General features: G+C 61.0%; 16 protein-coding genes. 11 read left to right on the top strand and 5 right to left on the bottom strand.

Going from position 1 to position 15,124, the window contains the following annotated elements:
- Positions 1 to 33: 33 nt before the first annotated feature.
- From HX803_RS04180 to HX803_RS33065, 3 genes are all read right to left on the bottom strand, one after another.
- Entirely contained in the window at positions 34 to 933 is a 900-nt protein-coding gene (locus HX803_RS04180; RefSeq protein WP_178919178.1) for an acyltransferase, read from the bottom strand.
- The gene (gene pta / locus HX803_RS04175) at positions 934 to 3,033 is read right to left on the bottom strand and encodes a phosphate acetyltransferase (protein WP_176995168.1); all 2,100 of its coding nucleotides are present in this window, start codon (positions 3,031 to 3,033) and stop codon (positions 934 to 936) included.
- A gap of 79 nt (positions 3,034 to 3,112) precedes the next feature.
- Entirely contained in the window at positions 3,113 to 3,403 is a 291-nt protein-coding gene (locus HX803_RS33065) for a DUF3565 domain-containing protein (RefSeq protein WP_176995259.1), read from the bottom strand.
- Between HX803_RS33065 and HX803_RS04165 the strand changes: the two genes are divergently transcribed.
- Positions 3,402 to 3,887: a peptidylprolyl isomerase gene (locus HX803_RS04165; protein ID WP_003188398.1), complete on the top strand. Its 486-nt coding sequence runs from the start codon at positions 3,402 to 3,404 to the stop codon at positions 3,885 to 3,887. The genes HX803_RS33065 and HX803_RS04165 overlap by 2 nt on opposite strands.
- Positions 3,888 to 4,184: 297 nt before the next feature.
- On the opposite strand, the gene rpsT is transcribed toward HX803_RS04165, so the two are convergent.
- Positions 4,185 to 4,463 carry a 30S ribosomal protein S20 gene (gene rpsT, locus HX803_RS04160; protein ID WP_003171647.1) on the bottom strand — a complete coding sequence of 93 codons (279 nt, stop codon included), beginning with the start codon at positions 4,461 to 4,463 and terminating at the stop codon, positions 4,185 to 4,187.
- 254 nt (positions 4,464 to 4,717) lie between these two features.
- Here rpsT and murJ point away from each other — a divergent pair, with 254 nt between their 5' ends.
- From murJ to ispH, 6 genes are all read left to right on the top strand, one after another.
- On the top strand, positions 4,718 to 6,256 hold the full coding sequence (gene murJ, locus HX803_RS04155; RefSeq protein ID WP_178919176.1) for a murein biosynthesis integral membrane protein MurJ: 1,539 nt from the start codon (positions 4,718 to 4,720) through the stop codon (positions 6,254 to 6,256).
- A 119-nt stretch (positions 6,257 to 6,375) separates the two neighbouring features.
- Complete coding sequence (ribF, locus tag HX803_RS04150) at positions 6,376 to 7,314, top strand: bifunctional riboflavin kinase/FAD synthetase (RefSeq protein WP_178919174.1); 939 nt, start codon at positions 6,376 to 6,378, stop codon at positions 7,312 to 7,314.
- 14 nt (positions 7,315 to 7,328) lie between these two features.
- On the top strand, positions 7,329 to 10,160 hold the full coding sequence (gene ileS / locus HX803_RS04145) for an isoleucine--tRNA ligase (RefSeq protein WP_178919172.1): 2,832 nt from the start codon (positions 7,329 to 7,331) through the stop codon (positions 10,158 to 10,160).
- Complete coding sequence (gene lspA / locus HX803_RS04140) at positions 10,153 to 10,662, top strand: signal peptidase II (RefSeq protein ID WP_178919171.1); 510 nt, start codon at positions 10,153 to 10,155, stop codon at positions 10,660 to 10,662. The genes ileS and lspA overlap by 8 nt, the downstream gene beginning before the upstream one ends.
- 7 nt (positions 10,663 to 10,669) lie before the next feature.
- Positions 10,670 to 11,107 (top strand): FKBP-type peptidyl-prolyl cis-trans isomerase, encoded by a 438-nt coding sequence (gene fkpB, locus HX803_RS04135; protein ID WP_178919297.1) that lies wholly within the window; start codon positions 10,670 to 10,672, stop codon positions 11,105 to 11,107.
- A gap of 185 nt (positions 11,108 to 11,292) precedes the next feature.
- Entirely contained in the window at positions 11,293 to 12,240 is a 948-nt protein-coding gene (gene ispH / locus HX803_RS04130; protein WP_178919169.1) for a 4-hydroxy-3-methylbut-2-enyl diphosphate reductase, read from the top strand.
- Here the strand turns inward: ispH and HX803_RS04125 are convergent.
- Positions 12,194 to 12,775, bottom strand: coding sequence for a GspH/FimT family protein (locus HX803_RS04125; RefSeq protein WP_178919168.1), 582 nt, complete (start codon positions 12,773 to 12,775; stop codon positions 12,194 to 12,196). The genes ispH and HX803_RS04125 overlap by 47 nt on opposite strands.
- 204 nt (positions 12,776 to 12,979) lie before the next feature.
- Between HX803_RS04125 and pilV the strand changes: the two genes are divergently transcribed.
- The 4 genes from pilV to HX803_RS04105 are packed head-to-tail and all read left to right on the top strand — an operon-like array spanning position 12,980 to position 15,121.
- Positions 12,980 to 13,465 carry a type IV pilus modification protein PilV gene (gene pilV / locus HX803_RS04120; RefSeq protein ID WP_178919165.1) on the top strand — a complete coding sequence of 162 codons (486 nt, stop codon included), beginning with the start codon at positions 12,980 to 12,982 and terminating at the stop codon, positions 13,463 to 13,465.
- Positions 13,462 to 14,169 carry a PilW family protein gene (locus HX803_RS04115; protein ID WP_178919163.1) on the top strand — a complete coding sequence of 236 codons (708 nt, stop codon included), beginning with the start codon at positions 13,462 to 13,464 and terminating at the stop codon, positions 14,167 to 14,169. Before pilV ends, HX803_RS04115 begins: the two co-directional genes overlap by 4 nt.
- Before the next feature lie 7 nt (positions 14,170 to 14,176).
- Positions 14,177 to 14,707, top strand: a complete 531-nt coding sequence (locus HX803_RS04110; protein ID WP_178919161.1) for a PilX N-terminal domain-containing pilus assembly protein — start codon at positions 14,177 to 14,179, stop codon at positions 14,705 to 14,707.
- A gap of 12 nt (positions 14,708 to 14,719) precedes the next feature.
- Complete coding sequence (locus HX803_RS04105; protein ID WP_178919159.1) at positions 14,720 to 15,121, top strand: type IV pilin protein; 402 nt, start codon at positions 14,720 to 14,722, stop codon at positions 15,119 to 15,121.
- The last annotated feature ends 3 nt before the right edge of the window (positions 15,122 to 15,124 follow it).

Here is a 15,124-nt window from a genome sequence, read left to right as displayed (position 1 = left end):
GATATAGGAGCCGGCTTGCCGGCGATGAGGCCCTCAATCTCGGCCAGGATATTCCTCATGCAGCTTACCCAGCAGCGCATCCTTGTCTTCCCACAGCTTATTGATCCACCCCTGAAACGCCGTCCGATACTCCCCATCCTGCTCATAATTCTTGCCAATGAACGCGGCCGGGATCTGCACCTCTTCAAACTGCACCACCACGCCCTGCACATTCCCGCACAGCAAATCCCAATACCCCGGGCGGCCGGCCGGGTAGTGAATGGTCACGTTGACCAGTGACTTCAACTGCTCACCCATGGCATCCAGCACAAATGCGATACCGCCTGCCTTGGGCTTGAGCAGGTAACGGAACGGCGACTTCTGCTGTGCATGCTTGCCCGTCGTGAACCGCGTACCTTCGGCAAAGTTGAAGATGCCCACCGGGTTGTCGCGAAACTTCGCACAGGTCTTACGGGTGGTTTCCAGGTCCTTGCCTTTCTTCTCCGGGTGCTTTTCCAGGTACGCCTTGGTGTAGCGCTTCATGAATGGAAAGCCCAGTGCCCACCACGCCAGGCCAATCACCGGCACCCAGATCAGTTCCTGCTTGAGGAAGAACTTGAGTGGGCGAACCCGCCGATTGAGCACGTATTGCAACACCATGATGTCCACCCAGCTCTGGTGGTTGCTGGTCACCAGGTACGAGTGCTGGTAATCCAACCCCTCCAGGCCGGTCACGTGCCAGCGCGTGCGCCGCACCAGGTTCATCCAGCCCTTGTTGTTGGTCACCCAGGCTTCGTGGGTGTGGTTCATCAGCCATTCGCTGAAGCGCTTGGCAAACGGCAAGGCCTTGAACAGCGCGACGATGAACAGGAACGAACACAGCAGGATCGTGTTCAGCGCCAACAATAGCGATGCGATTACCCCGCGCACGGCAGCAGGTAGAAAATCCAGCATTTAGATATCCATAGGTCGGTTGGCGGCTTGGATCGCAGTCAGCGCGATGGTGTACACAATGTCGTCTACCTGGGCGCCGCGTGGCAGGTCGTTGACCGGTTTGCGCAGGCCCTGGAGCATTGGCCCCAGGCTCACGCAATCGGCGCTGCGCTGCACGGCCTTGTGCGTGGTGTTGCCGGTGTTGAGGTCGGGGAACACGAACACCGTGGCCTTGCCGGCGACCTGGCTGTTGGGCGCCAGTTGCCGGGCTACGGTTTCGTTGGCGGCGGCGTCGTATTGCAGCGGGCCGTCGATCAGCAGTGAGCTTTGTTGCTCGTGTGCGAGCAGCGTGGCTTCGCGGACTTTCTCAACTTCTTCGCCACTGGCCGAATCGCCGCTGGAATAGCTGATCATCGCCACGCGCGGGGTGATGCCGAACGCCGCCGCCGAGTCGGCGCTTTGCAAGGCAATCTCTGCCAGCTCGGCGGCGCTTGGGTGCGGGTTCATCACGCAGTCGCCGTACACCAGCACCTGCTCGGGGAACAGCATGAAGAACACCGACGACACCAGCGTGCAGCCCGGCGCCGTCTTGATCAACTGCAGGGCAGGGCGGATGGTGTTGGCAGTGGAATGAATGACGCCGGAGACCAGGCCGTCCACTTCATCCAGGGCGAGCATCATGGTGGCGATCACCACGGTGTCTTCCAGTTGCTGCTCGGCCATCGGCGCGTTGAGGCTCTTGCTCTTGCGCAGGGCCACCATCGGTTCGACGTAGCGCTGGCGGATCAGGTCCGGGTCGAGAATCTCCAGGCCTTCGGGCAATTCGATGCCTTGGGCGCGGGCGACCGCTTCCACATCAGCCGGCTTGGCCAGCAACACGCAGCGGGCGATGCCACGCGCCTGGCAGATCGCGGCGGCTTGCACGGTGAGCGGCTCGCTGCCTTCGGGCAGCACGATACGCTTGTTGGCAGCCTGGGCGCGCTGGATCAACTGGTAGCGGAACACGGCGGGCGACAGGCGCATTTCCCGTGGCGTGCCGCAACGTTGGTGCAGCCAGCGTGCATCGAGGTGGCTGGCGACGAAGTCGGTGATGATCTCGGCGCGTTCGCGGTCGTCGATGGGGATTTCTTTGTTCAGGCTATTGAGCTGGTTGGCGGTGTCGTAGGAGCCGGTGCTCACCGACAGCACCGGCAGCCCGGCCTGGAACGCGCCACGGCACAGGTCCATGATGCGCGGGTCGGGCAGGGTGTCGCTGGTCAGCAACAGGCCGGCCAGGGGCACGCCGTTGATCGCTGCCAGGCTGACGGCGAGGATGATGTCGTCGCGATCGCCGGGGGTTACCACCAAGACGCCGGGTTTGAGCAGCTCCACGGTGTTACGCATGGTGCGCGCGCAGATGATGATCTTGGTCATGCGCCGGCTTTCGTAGTCGCCGGCGTTGAGGATCTGCGCGCCCATCAGGTCAGCCACGTCGCGGGTGCGTGGGGCGTTGAGTTCGGGTTGGTAGGGGATGCAGCCGAGCAGGCGGAAATCGCCGCTGCGCAGCAATGGCGAGTGTTCTTTCAGGCGGGCCGAGAACACCTCCATGCTTTCGTCGGTGCGCACCTTGTTGAGGATCACACCCAGCACTTTCGGGTCTTTCGGGCCACCAAACAGCTGGGCCTGTAATTCCACGCGCCCGGAGAGTTCGGTGAGCACTTCGTTTTCCGGTGCGGAGACCAGGATCACTTCCGCATCGAGGCTCTTGGCCAGGTGCAGGTTGACCCGCGCCGCATAGCTGGCGCTGCGGGTGGGCACCATGCCTTCGACGATCAGCACGTCCTTGCCCACGGCGGCTTGCTGGTACAGGGTGATGATTTCTTCGAGCAGTTCGTCGAGCTGGCCGTCGCCGAGCATGCGCTCTACGTGCGCCAGGCCCAGCGGCTGCGGCGGTTTGAGGCCGTGGGTGCGCGCCACTAGCTCGGTGGAGCGTTCGGGGCCGGTGTCGCCCGGATGCGGTTGGGCAATCGGCTTGAAGAAGCCGACTTTCAGCCCGGCTCGTTCAAGGGTACGCACCAGCCCAAGGCTGATGGAGGTCAGACCCACACCAAAATCGGTGGGCGCGATAAAAAAAGTCTGCATGCGAATTCTCTGGAGGTGCATGGCTTCGGTGGCGCCCTATGGCTGAGTGCCTACCGGTGATCAGGCGCCAAGGTTATCGTTATTCGCGTGCTTGCGCACACCAGCCGCACGCAAAGGGCTGACCTATTTTCTCAAGGCGTTGCGCCGGGTCGAGCACCCAGGCGCGGGACTGCCAGGGCGGCTGGTGGCGCAGGTGTTGGGTATGGCCGCAGGACAGCTCGGCCACCCAGTGCTGGTCGTCGTCCAAGTGGAACCCGATGATGAAGGATGCCGTTGATCGGCCCCGTCTGTCCGGGTTCTGTTCGCTTTCGGGCAAATCCTTGTTTAGACTTGTCCGTTCTTCATTCTTATGCAAAAGGTCTCGCCCCATGACGATCGCCGCTAACAAGGCTGTCTCCATCGACTATACCCTGACCAACGACGCTGGTGAGGTCATCGACAGCTCCGCCGGCGGCGCGCCGCTGGTCTACCTGCAAGGCGCAGGTAACATCATCCCAGGCCTGGAAAAGGCACTGGAAGGCAAGAACGTCGGTGATGAGCTGACCGTTGCCGTAGAACCTGAAGATGCCTATGGCGAGTACTCGGCTGAACTGGTCAGCACCCTGAGCCGCAGCATGTTCGAAGGCGTCGACGAACTGGAAGTGGGCATGCAGTTCCACGCTTCCGCGCCGGACGGCCAAATGCAGATCGTCACCATCCGTGATCTGGACGGCGACGACGTGACCGTCGACGGCAACCACCCTCTGGCTGGCCAGCGCCTGAACTTCCAAGTGAAGATCGTTGCCATCCGTGACGCTTCCCAGGAAGAAGTGGCTCACGGCCACGTCCACGGTGAAGGCGGTCACCACCATTGATTGTGGTTTGATCAATAGGTAGCCAAAAGCCCCGACCTGTTCGGGGCTTTTTTTGTGCCTGAGAATGTATGCGGTCAAAAAATGTGGGAGCGGGCTTGCCCGCGATGGCGGTGGGCCAGTAACCCATATCAAGCTGATCCACCGCTATCGCAGGCAAGCCAGCTCCCACACAAGCCTGCTCCCGCGTTTTGATCTGTGTTTCCGAATATGAGGCACAAACAAAAATGCCCCGGACCTTTCGGTACGGGGCATTTCTTAACTGTTACGCAACCTGGGTTGCGTGGCAGTTGTTACCACTTAGGCTGCTGCAGCGACGTTCAGAGCCTTGATGTGGCCATTCAGGCGGCTCTTATGACGAGCGGCCTTGTTCTTGTGGATGATGCCTTTATCGGCCATACGGTCGATAACAGGCACAGCCAGAACGTAAGCAGCTTGAGCTTTTTCAGCGTCTTTGGTGTCGATGGCTTTAACTACATTCTTGATGTAGGTACGAACCATGGAACGCAGGCTGGCGTTGTGGCTGCGACGCTTCTCAGCCTGTTTTGCACGTTTTTTGGCGGAAGGTGTGTTGGCCACCGTCGAGCTCCTCGAAAGACTTTTTAGGAAATAGCAAACAAAATAGGCCGCGAATCATGCCGATGACTTGATGGGTTGTCAAGGGCGGCTGATGCGAACTGCTGAGTGGTCGATCTGAAGAGGCGGGTGATTTATTTCCGGCGCTTGACCTGTAAACTCGCGAGCTTTGGCTCTGTGCTGTTGCAGGCGCGCAGTATCGCATAAGTGGGCGCGTTGTTCGCCTGCTGTTTATCTAATAGGCGCAAACTCTTTCAATGAACCTCCTCAAATCGTTGGCCGCCGTCAGCTCTATCACGATGATCTCCCGGGTATTGGGGTTTGTGCGTGACACTCTGCTGGCGCGTATTTTTGGCGCCAGCATGGCCACGGATGCCTTCTTCATCGCCTTCAAACTGCCCAACCTGTTGCGAAGGATCTTCGCCGAAGGCGCATTTTCCCAGGCCTTCGTGCCGATCCTGGCCGAATACAAGACCCAGCAAGGCGAGGAAGCCACTCGCACCTTTATTGCCTACGTATCGGGCTTGCTGACCCTGGTGTTGATGCTGGTGACTGTCGTCGGCATGCTCGCCGCCCCCTGGGTGATCTGGGCCACGGCCCCCGGATTTGCCAATACCCCGGAAAAATTCGCGCTGACCGCCGACCTGCTGCGGGTAACCTTTCCTTATATATTGCTGATCTCACTGTCATCCCTGGCCGGTGCGATCCTCAACACCTGGAACCGCTTCTCGGTGCCGGCGTTCGTGCCGACCCTGTTGAACGTCAGCATGATCATCTTCGCGCTGTTCCTCACGCCGTACTTCGACCCGCCAGTGATGGCCCTGGGCTGGGCCGTACTGGCGGGTGGTCTGGCGCAACTGCTCTACCAACTGCCGCACCTGAAGAAGATCGGCATGCTCGTGCTGCCACGCCTGAACCTCAAGGACTCCGGCGTGTGGCGCGTGATGCGTAACATGCTGCCGGCGATCCTCGGGGTGTCGGTGAGCCAGATTTCGCTGATCATCAACACGGCGTTCGCCTCGCTGCTGGTCTCGGGCTCGGTGTCGTGGATGTACTACGCCGATCGCCTGATGGAGCTGCCGTCCGGCGTATTGGGTGTGGCCCTGGGTACGATTCTGCTGCCGACCCTGTCACGCACCTATGCCAGCAAGGACCGTCAGGAATACTCGCGCATCCTCGATTGGGGCCTGCGCCTGTGCTTTGTGCTGGTGCTGCCATGCTCTCTGGCCCTGGGGATCCTGGCCGAGCCGTTGACCGTCTCGCTGTTCCAATACGGCCAATTCAGCGCGTTTGACGCGTCCATGACCCAGCGTGCACTGATCGCCTATTCCGTTGGTCTGCTCGGCATCATCGTGATCAAGGTGCTGGCGCCGGGCTTCTATGCCCAGCAAAACATCCGTACGCCGGTGAAAATCGCGGTATTCACGTTGATCGTCACCCAACTGCTCAACCTGGTGTTTATCGGTCCGCTGGCCCATGCCGGTCTGGCGTTGGCCATCAGTGCCGGGGCGTGCATCAATGCCGGCCTGCTGTTCTACCAGCTGCGCAAGCAGCAGATGTTCCTGCCGCAGCCGGGCTGGGGCATGTTTGCCCTCAAGCTGTTGGTGGCGGTGGCGGCGATGTCGGCGGTATTGCTGGGGTTGATGCACTTCATGCCCGCCTGGGACACAGGCCCTATGCTGGAACGCTTCCTGCGCCTTGGCGTGCTGGTGGTCGCTGGCGTAGTGGTGTACTTCGGGATGTTGCTGCTGCAGGGCTTCCGTCTGCGGGATTTCAATCGCAAGTCCTTGGGATAGAGACTTTGCCGCGATAAAACGGGTGTTTTATCGATTCAATCCATTTGGCCTGTTCTGTTGCCTGTCGTCCGGGGCCGGGTGTGGTTATAATCGACCACTTTATGAGCAAGAAGCGCGTTATGCAGCTGGTTCGAGGTCTCCACAACCTGCGCCCCCAGCATCGGGGCTGCGTCGCCACTATTGGCAACTTTGACGGTGTTCACCGTGGTCACCAGGCTATCCTGGCGCGGCTGCGTGAGCGGGCGGTCGAGTTGGGCGTGCCCAGCTGCGTGGTGATTTTTGAGCCACAGCCGCGGGAATATTTCAGCCCTGAGACGGCGCCGGCACGCCTGGCTCGTTTGCGGGACAAGCTGCAACTGCTGGCCGAAGAAGGCGTGGACCGCGTCCTCTGCCTGGCTTTCAACCAGCGCCTGCAAAGCCTCAGCGCCGCCGAGTTCGTCGACCGTATCCTGGTGGATGGCCTGGGCGTACAGCACTTGGAGGTCGGCGACGACTTCCGTTTTGGTTGCGACCGCGTCGGTGATTTCGATTTCCTGCAGCACGCTGGCGTCAGCCAGGGTTTTACCGTCGAAGCCGCGCAAACCGTCGAACTGGACGGCCTGCGCGTGAGCAGCACCCAGGTACGTAACGCCCTGGCCGCTGCCGACTTCGCCTTGGCCGAGCGCTTGCTCGGTCGCCCGTTCCGCATTGCCGGACGGGTACTGCACGGCCAGAAGCTGGCGCGCCAACTGGGCACGCCAACCGCCAACGTGCAACTCAAGCGCCGTCGCGTGCCGCTGACCGGGGTTTACCTGGTGAGCGTCGACATCGACGGTCAATCGTGGCCGGGAGTCGCCAACATAGGCGTCAGGCCCACGGTTGCAGGTGATGGCAAGGCCCACCTGGAGGTTCACCTTTTGGATTTTGCCGGTGATTTGTATGACCGGCGTTTGACGGTGGTTTTCCACCAGAAGCTGCGTGAAGAGCAGCGTTTCGCCTCCCTTGAGGCGTTGAAAACGGCGATCAATGCGGATGTCGCCGCCGCCCGTGCACTAGCCGCACCTAGCGCCCATCGCTAACCGAAGAGCCTTAAATGACCGACTATAAAGCCACGCTAAACCTTCCGGACACCGCCTTCCCAATGAAGGCCGGCCTGCCACAGCGCGAACCGCAGATCCTGCAGCGCTGGGACAGTATTGGCCTGTACGGAAAGTTGCGCGAAATTGGCAAGGATCGTCCGAAATTCGTCCTGCACGACGGCCCTCCTTATGCCAACGGCACGATTCACATCGGTCATGCGCTGAACAAAATCCTCAAGGACATGATCCTGCGCTCGAAAACCCTGTCGGGCTTCGATGCGCCGTACGTGCCGGGCTGGGACTGCCACGGCCTGCCGATCGAGCACAAAGTCGAAGTGACCTACGGCAAGAACCTGGGCGCGGATAAAACCCGCGAACTGTGCCGTGCCTACGCCACCGAGCAGATCGAAGGCCAGAAGTCCGAATTCATCCGCCTGGGCGTGCTGGGCGAGTGGGACAACCCGTACAAGACCATGAACTTCAAGAACGAGGCCGGTGAAATCCGTGCCTTGGCCGAAATCGTCAAGGGCGGTTTCGTGTTCAAGGGCCTTAAACCCGTGAACTGGTGCTTCGACTGCGGTTCGGCCCTGGCCGAAGCGGAAGTCGAGTACGAAGACAAGAAGTCCTCGACCATCGACGTGGCCTTCCCGATCGCCGACGACGCCAAGCTGGCCGAGGCCTTTGGCCTGGCTAGCCTGAGCAAGCCTGCGGCCATCGTGATCTGGACCACCACCCCATGGACCATCCCTGCCAACCAGGCGCTGAACGTGCACCCGGAGTTCACCTACGCCCTGGTGGACGTCGGTGATCGCCTGCTGGTCCTGGCTGAGGAAATGGTTGAAGCCTGCCTGGCCCGTTACGAGCTGCAAGGTTCGGTGATCGCCACCACCACCGGCTCTGCGCTGGAACTGATCAACTTCCGTCACCCGTTCTACGACCGTCTGTCGCCGGTGTACCTGGCTGACTACGTCGAACTGGGTTCGGGTACTGGCATCGTTCACTGCTCGCCCGCCTATGGCGTGGACGACTTCGTGATCTGCAAGAAGTACGGCCTGGTCAACGATGACATCATCAACCCGGTGCAAAGCAACGGCGTGTATGTGCCGTCGCTGGAGTTCTTCGGCGGCCAGTTCATCTTCAAGGCCGACCAGCCGATCATCGAAAAACTGCGTGAAGTCGGTGCGCTGATGCAAACCGCCACCATCCAGCACAGCTATATGCATTGCTGGCGTCACAAGACTCCGCTGATCTACCGCGCGACTGCGCAGTGGTTCATCGGGATGGACAAAGCGCCCACCAGCGGCGACACCCTGCGTGTGCGCTCGCTCAAAGCCATCGAAGACACCAAGTTTGTTCCGGCCTGGGGCCAGGCGCGCCTGCACTCGATGATCGCCAATCGTCCCGACTGGTGCATCTCCCGCCAGCGTAACTGGGGCGTGCCGATCCCGTTCTTCCTGAACAAGGAAAGCGGCGAGCTGCATCCACGTACCGTCGAACTGATGGAAGAAGTGGCCCAGCGCGTTGAGCAGGAAGGCATCGAAGCCTGGTTCAAGCTGGACGCTGCCGAACTGCTGGGCGACGAAGCGCCGCAGTACGACAAGATCAGCGACACCCTCGACGTCTGGTTCGACTCGGGCACCACCCACTGGCACGTCCTGCGCGGCTCGCACCCGATGGGCCACGAGACCGGCCCGCGTGCCGACCTGTACCTGGAAGGCTCGGACCAACACCGTGGCTGGTTCCACTCGTCGTTGCTCACCGGTTGCGCCATCGACAACCACGCACCGTACCGCGAACTGCTGACCCACGGCTTCACCGTCGATGAGACGGGTCGCAAGATGTCCAAGTCGCTGAAGAACGTGATCGAGCCGAAAAAGATCAACGACACCCTGGGCGCCGACATCATGCGTCTGTGGGTAGCGTCGACCGACTACTCGGGCGAGATCGCCGTGTCGGACCAGATCCTGGCCCGCAGCGCCGATGCCTACCGCCGTATCCGCAATACCGCACGCTTCCTGCTGTCGAACCTGACCGGTTTCAACCCGGCCACCGACATCCTGCCGGCCGAGGACATGCTTGCCCTCGACCGTTGGGCCGTCGACCGTACCCTGTTGCTGCAACGCGAACTGCAGGAAAACTACGGCGAATACCGCTTCTGGAACGTGTACTCGAAGATTCACAACTTCTGCGTGCAGGAGCTGGGTGGTTTCTACCTCGACATCATCAAGGACCGCCAGTACACCACCGGCGCCAACAGCAAGGCGCGCCGTTCGGCGCAGACCGCGCTGTTCCACATCTCTGAAGCGCTGGTGCGCTGGATCGCACCGATCCTGGCCTTCACCGCCGACGAACTGTGGGAATACTTGCCGGGCGAGCGCAACGAGTCCGTGATGCTCAACACTTGGTACGAAGGCCTGACCGAACTGCCGGCCGACTTCGAACTGGGCCGCGAGTACTGGGAAGGCGTAATGGCCGTCAAGGTCGCGGTAAACAAGGAGCTGGAAGTGCAGCGTGCGGCCAAGGCCGTCGGTGGCAACCTGCAAGCCGAAGTCACCCTGTTTGCCGAGGAAGGCCTGACCGCCGACCTGGCCAAGCTGAGCAACGAACTGCGCTTCGTACTGATCACTTCGACCGCCAGCCTGGCGCCGTTTGCCCAGGCACCGGCAGACGCCGTGGCCACCGAAGTGCCGGGCCTCAAGCTCAAAGTGGTCAAGTCGGCTTTCGCCAAGTGCGCGCGTTGCTGGCACTGCCGTGAAGACGTCGGCGTGAACCCTGAGCATCCGGAAATCTGCGGCCGTTGCGTCGACAACATCTCGGGTACTGGCGAGGTTCGCCACTATGCCTAAAGCCAGTCGTTTTGGACGTCTGGGTTGGCTCGTACTGAGCGTGCTGGTCCTGGTCATCGACCAGGTCAGCAAGGCTCACTTCGAAGGCGCCTTGCAGATGTACCAGCAGATCGTGGTCATTCCCGACTACTTCAGCTGGACCCTGGCCTACAACACCGGCGCTGCCTTCAGCTTCCTGGCTGACAGCTCCGGCTGGCAGCGCTGGCTGTTCGCCGTGATCGCCGTGGTGGTCAGTGCGGTGCTGGTGGTGTGGCTCAAGCGCCTGGGCCGTGATGACACCTGGCTCGCCATCGCCCTGGCCCTGGTGCTGGGCGGCGCGCTGGGCAACCTGTACGACCGCATTGCCCTGGGCCATGTGATCGACTTCATTCTGGTGCATTGGCAGAACCGCTGGTACTTCCCGGCGTTCAACTTTGCCGACAGCGCCATCACCGTCGGTGCAATCATGCTGGCGTTGGATATGTTCAAAAGCAAGAAAACCGGAGAGACCGTCAATGACTGATCAGGTATTGGCTGAACAACGCATCGGCCAGAACACGGAAGTCACTTTGCATTTCGCACTGCGCCTGGAAAACGGCGACACGGTCGACAGCACGTTCGACAAGACCCCGGCGACCTTCAAGGTCGGCGACGGCAATCTGCTACCGGGTTTCGAAGCGGCCCTCTTCGGTTTCAAGGCCGGCGACAAGCGTACCCTGCAGATCCTGCCGGAAAACGCCTTTGGCCAGCCGAACCCGCAAAACGTGCAGATCATCCCGCGTTCGCAGTTCCAGGACATGGACCTGTCGGAAGGCCTGCTGGTGATCTTCAACGATGCAGCGAACACCGAACTGCCGGGCGTGGTGAAAACCTTCGATGACGCGCAAGTGACCGTCGATTTCAACCACCCGTTGGCCGGTAAAACCTTGACCTTTGACGTTGAAATCATCGACGTTAAAGCGATCTGACTGACGAAACCAGCCCCTGTGGGGGCTGGCCTGTGTAGGAGCCGGCTTGCCGGCGATGCAGACGCCCCGGTGTATAGGTTTCACCGCGGTGATGGTATCGCCGGCAAGCCGGCTCCTACAGGATTCGGCGCTCGCAGGGGCCCGAATTGATCCAACTTCTTGCCCAGCAAGACACGAGGCACAGCATGCAAATCAAACTCGCCAACCCCCGTGGCTTCTGCGCCGGCGTGGACCGGGCGATCGAAATCGTCAACCGCGCCCTGGAAGTCTTCGGGCCGCCGATCTATGTGCGCCATGAAGTCGTCCACAACAAATTCGTGGTCGAAGACCTGCGCGCACGCGGCGCCATCTTTGTCGAAGAGTTGGACCAGGTGCCGGACGACGTGATCGTCATTTTCAGCGCCCACGGCGTTTCCCAGGCGGTGCGTACCGAAGCGGCAGGCCGTGGCCTGAAAGTCTTCGATGCCACCTGCCCATTGGTCACCAAGGTGCACATCGAAGTCGCGCGCTACAGCCGTGATGGCCGCGAGTGCATTCTGATCGGTCACGCCGGCCACCCGGAAGTCGAAGGCACCATGGGCCAGTACGATGCCAGCAATGGCGGCGCTATCTACCTGGTGGAAGACGAAAAAGACGTCGCCAACCTCCAGGTGCATAACCCCGAGCGCCTGGCGTTCGTGACCCAGACCACCTTGTCCATGGACGACACCAGTCGCGTGATCGATGCGCTGCGCAGTCGTTTCCCGGCTATCGGTGGGCCGCGCAAGGACGACATCTGCTACGCCACGCAAAACCGCCAGGACGCGGTCAAGCAACTGGCCAATGAGTGCGACGTGGTCCTGGTGGTGGGTAGCCCCAACAGCTCCAACTCCAACCGCCTACGTGAGCTGGCTGAACGTATGGCAACACCGGCGTATCTGATCGACGGTGCCGAAGACCTGCAACGCAGCTGGTTCGAGGGTGTCGAGCGTATCGGCATCACCGCCGGCGCCTCGGCGCCGGAAGTGCTGGTGCGTGGTGTCATCCAGCAGTTGCACGCATGGGGCGCCACTGGTGCCGATGAACTGGCCGGGCGCGAAGAGAACATCACCTTCTCCATGCCCAAGGAGCTGCGGGTTCGCTCGCTGCTCTGAGTGCCAGGATGTCGGAGCTGCTCCGGCACAGCGCCTGCTCGGCGGCTTCGCTGCGCAGGCTGATGCGCCCACTGGGTGCCAGCACTACCTGATACAGGCTCTGCGCCTGGTCGGCGGCGCATACGTGCACAGTACCGGCTCGAAACCCGCCGCCTGAAAATACCGGTTCGCCCAGCCCGTTGAAGCGGACCTCGTGCTTGACTGGCCCATTTCCCACGATGGGCACTCGACCATCGTCCTGCTGTTCCAGCAGTACCGGGTTGTCATCGTCCAGTTGCCCGCGCCCGCTGACATCCAGAATGACCCGCCAACCCCGGCTCCAGTCCTCTTCCCGTGCGTGAATGATCACCGCGTGATTGCGTGAAATGGCCTCGGTGCGCGCGTAGCGCAGCCCGGCAGTCAAGGAGTGCGCGGCGCTTTGTCGTTGTTGCGACTCAAGCAAACCTTTGAAACCAGGCACGGCAAGGTGCGCCAGAAGGCCGCTCAGGACCAGACTGAGCAGCAGTTCGATCAGGGAAAAACCTCGTTGGGTCATGTGCCGTCCCTCCATGGACGCGGCGAACGTTAACGTTGCAGAGGTAGGTATAGCCCCGGGTATTGGGGGGTAAGTGATGGCCTTTATGTCCAAAGTATTTCCCTTTGTTCCGGGAGCAGCGCCAGGCAAAAACCGGCGCTAGTCTTGGCCCGCACAGCAGGAATGCCCTGCTTTTTTTGGCCTTCGACATGGACGACGACGGTAATGCTTACCTGCCCGAACCTATTGTTTCCAAGCATTTTGCCCCGGCGCCAAGCCGGCATGACGTTGATCGAGGTGCTCGTGGCGGTGCTGATACTCGCTATCGGCCTGCTGGGGGCTGCGGTCATGCAACTCAATGCGCTCAAGTACACCGACAGCTCAAGGATGACCAGCCAAGCCAGTTTCATCGCCTATGACATGCTGGATCGTATTCGTGCAAATGCGGGGGCCGATTACGCCTGGGGCCAGGACGAGCGTGCTCCGGCGAGCATCGCTGGGGCCAACGTACGTGATGTGGACCTGCACGATTTCGAAGCCAATATCCTCGGCTTTGCCGGCAAAAGTGCAAAAGGTTCGGTAACGATCAACGCCAATGAAGTGACCGTCAGTATCACCTGGGAGGACAGTCGCGGTACTCACCGCCCTGGAGCACGGGAGACCTTCACCTTGACCAGTCGCATTGGCAGCGAACCGCGGGTGGCGCCATGAGCGGTTCGGCCAGGGGATTCAGCCTGGTGGAGTTGCTGATCGCCCTGGCCGTCGGGCTGGTGATGGTGCTGGGGATAAGTCAGGTGATGATCAGCACCCGGGCTACCCAGGCCAGCCAGCAGGCGGCCATGGTGCTTCAGGATGATGCGCGGTTTGTCCTGGGCAAGATGGTTCAGGATATTCGACTTGCCGGCATGTTCGGCTGCCTCGCGCCAGCCTTTATCGATAACGTCCCGCCGGCGTTCGATCACCCTGTCAGTTGGAGTACAGCGGGCGATGCAAGGTCATTGACGGTGGTCACCGCCGATGTCGGGGAGGGCGGTGGCAAGCCCGATTGGACGGTGCTCTCCGACTGTACCGGGACTGCCCAGGCCTATGTCGGGGCGGCGCCAACCCCGGCGCCCGGGCAGATCCGGTTTGCCATGCGCCAGCTGACTTACACCTTTGAGGGCGGACAGTTGAAGGTCAGCACACCTGCGGCGCCGGCCAAGGCGGTGCTGGTGGATAACGTGCTGGCCTTCGACATCAGTTTTGGTCTGGCAGCCAGTCAGGATTCTTTGCCCGTGGTGCGCTATGACGCCAGCCCGGCCGACGAATCGCTGATACGCAGTGTTCGGCTGCTCCTCACGCTGCGAGATCCGACGGGGCGTGTAAAGGATCAAACCTACAGCGTCGTGGCGGCGCTGCGTAACCGGTTGGGGTAGGGCGATCATGAGGGTGAGTGGTGGCTTTTATTCGCGGCAGGCGGGCCTGGTGTTGCTGATCAGCCTGGTGTTTTTACTGTTGTTGTCCTTGGTCGGTTTGTCATCGATGCGGGGGGCGATGTCCCAGCAGAAAATGGCGGGCAGTGCCTGGCACCGCAATCAATCGTTTCAAAGTGCGGAAAGCGGCCTGTGGGTGGGTGAGTCGATTGTCCAGCGGGCAGGGGGCACGTTGCCGCTCTGCCACTCGATCATCACCTGCGCGCCGCCGAGCGAGTCCGTCTCGGTGGTGGGGGCGGGGACGAATCCGGTTTCAGCGGTCTCCTGGGTGGCGGTGAGCGGAGGGCTTTACGGCGTTCAATCGATAGGGCTGGGTGTGGGGCTGGCGCGTTTGCCGCCACTGACGCCTGCTGCGCTGTTCCGCGTGACAGCAGTGGGGTTCAGTGGTCAGTCGCGCACGGTGCTGGAGTCGGTGTTTGCTCGTTTCGACGAGGGCGCGAGCCCGCGCTTCAGGCGGGTTTTGTGGCGGCAACTTCAATAAGGAGTGTTTAATATGGGCAAGGATTGCCAAGGGTTTACCCTGTTCGAGTTATTGGTGGCGGTGACGATTATCGCGTTGTTGGCCGCTATCGCTTACCCCGGGTATACCCGCCATGTGAAAAAGGTCTATCGCGCAGAAATCGTTGCGTTGCTCATCGAGCAGGCCCATCACCTTGAGCGGTTTTATACGAGAAACGGCACTTTTATTGATGCAAACGGCATCAGTGCAGGTAATGATCGCTATAGAATCGACGCTGTATTGAACCCTCAGGATTTCAACCTGGTAGCCATACCTGTCGCCGATGCTGTCATGGCGGGTGATCCCTGCGCAGCGTTCCAGCTGACCAGTACGGGGGAGCGAAGCAACCCTGGCGCAGCATCCGGGCAATCGCGCAAGGCGTGCTGGGGGCAATGATGA

This window comes from Pseudomonas sp. P7548 (assembly GCF_013386585.1).
Taxonomy (GTDB): Bacteria; Pseudomonadota; Gammaproteobacteria; order Pseudomonadales; family Pseudomonadaceae; genus Aquipseudomonas.
The sequence above is the reverse complement of the archived record's forward strand: the minus strand, read 5'-3'. Positions and strand labels throughout refer to the sequence as shown.

Bases quoted from the DNA above. Each gene is read 5' to 3' on its own strand.
- ribF (WP_178919174.1), top strand. From the start codon at position 6,376: ATGCAGCTGGTTCGAGGTCTCCACAACCTGCGCCCCCAGCATCGGGGC.
- HX803_RS04115 (WP_178919163.1), top strand. From the start codon at position 13,462: ATGAGCGGTTCGGCCAGGGGATTCAGCCTGGTGGAGTTGCTGATCGCC.
- ileS (WP_178919172.1), top strand. From the start codon at position 7,329: ATGACCGACTATAAAGCCACGCTAAACCTTCCGGACACCGCCTTCCCA.
- murJ (WP_178919176.1), top strand. From the start codon at position 4,718: ATGAACCTCCTCAAATCGTTGGCCGCCGTCAGCTCTATCACGATGATC.
- pilV (WP_178919165.1), top strand. From the start codon at position 12,980: ATGCTTACCTGCCCGAACCTATTGTTTCCAAGCATTTTGCCCCGGCGC.
- pta (WP_176995168.1), bottom strand. From the start codon at position 3,033: ATGCAGACTTTTTTTATCGCGCCCACCGATTTTGGTGTGGGTCTGACC.
- HX803_RS04180 (WP_178919178.1), bottom strand. From the start codon at position 933: ATGCTGGATTTTCTACCTGCTGCCGTGCGCGGGGTAATCGCATCGCTA.
- HX803_RS33065 (WP_176995259.1), bottom strand. From the start codon at position 3,403: ATGGGGCGAGACCTTTTGCATAAGAATGAAGAACGGACAAGTCTAAAC.
- ispH (WP_178919169.1), top strand. From the start codon at position 11,293: ATGCAAATCAAACTCGCCAACCCCCGTGGCTTCTGCGCCGGCGTGGAC.
- HX803_RS04110 (WP_178919161.1), top strand. From the start codon at position 14,177: ATGAGGGTGAGTGGTGGCTTTTATTCGCGGCAGGCGGGCCTGGTGTTG.
- lspA (WP_178919171.1), top strand. From the start codon at position 10,153: ATGCCTAAAGCCAGTCGTTTTGGACGTCTGGGTTGGCTCGTACTGAGC.
- HX803_RS04165 (WP_003188398.1), top strand. From the start codon at position 3,402: ATGACGATCGCCGCTAACAAGGCTGTCTCCATCGACTATACCCTGACC.
- HX803_RS04105 (WP_178919159.1), top strand. From the start codon at position 14,720: ATGGGCAAGGATTGCCAAGGGTTTACCCTGTTCGAGTTATTGGTGGCG.
- HX803_RS04125 (WP_178919168.1), bottom strand. From the start codon at position 12,775: ATGACCCAACGAGGTTTTTCCCTGATCGAACTGCTGCTCAGTCTGGTC.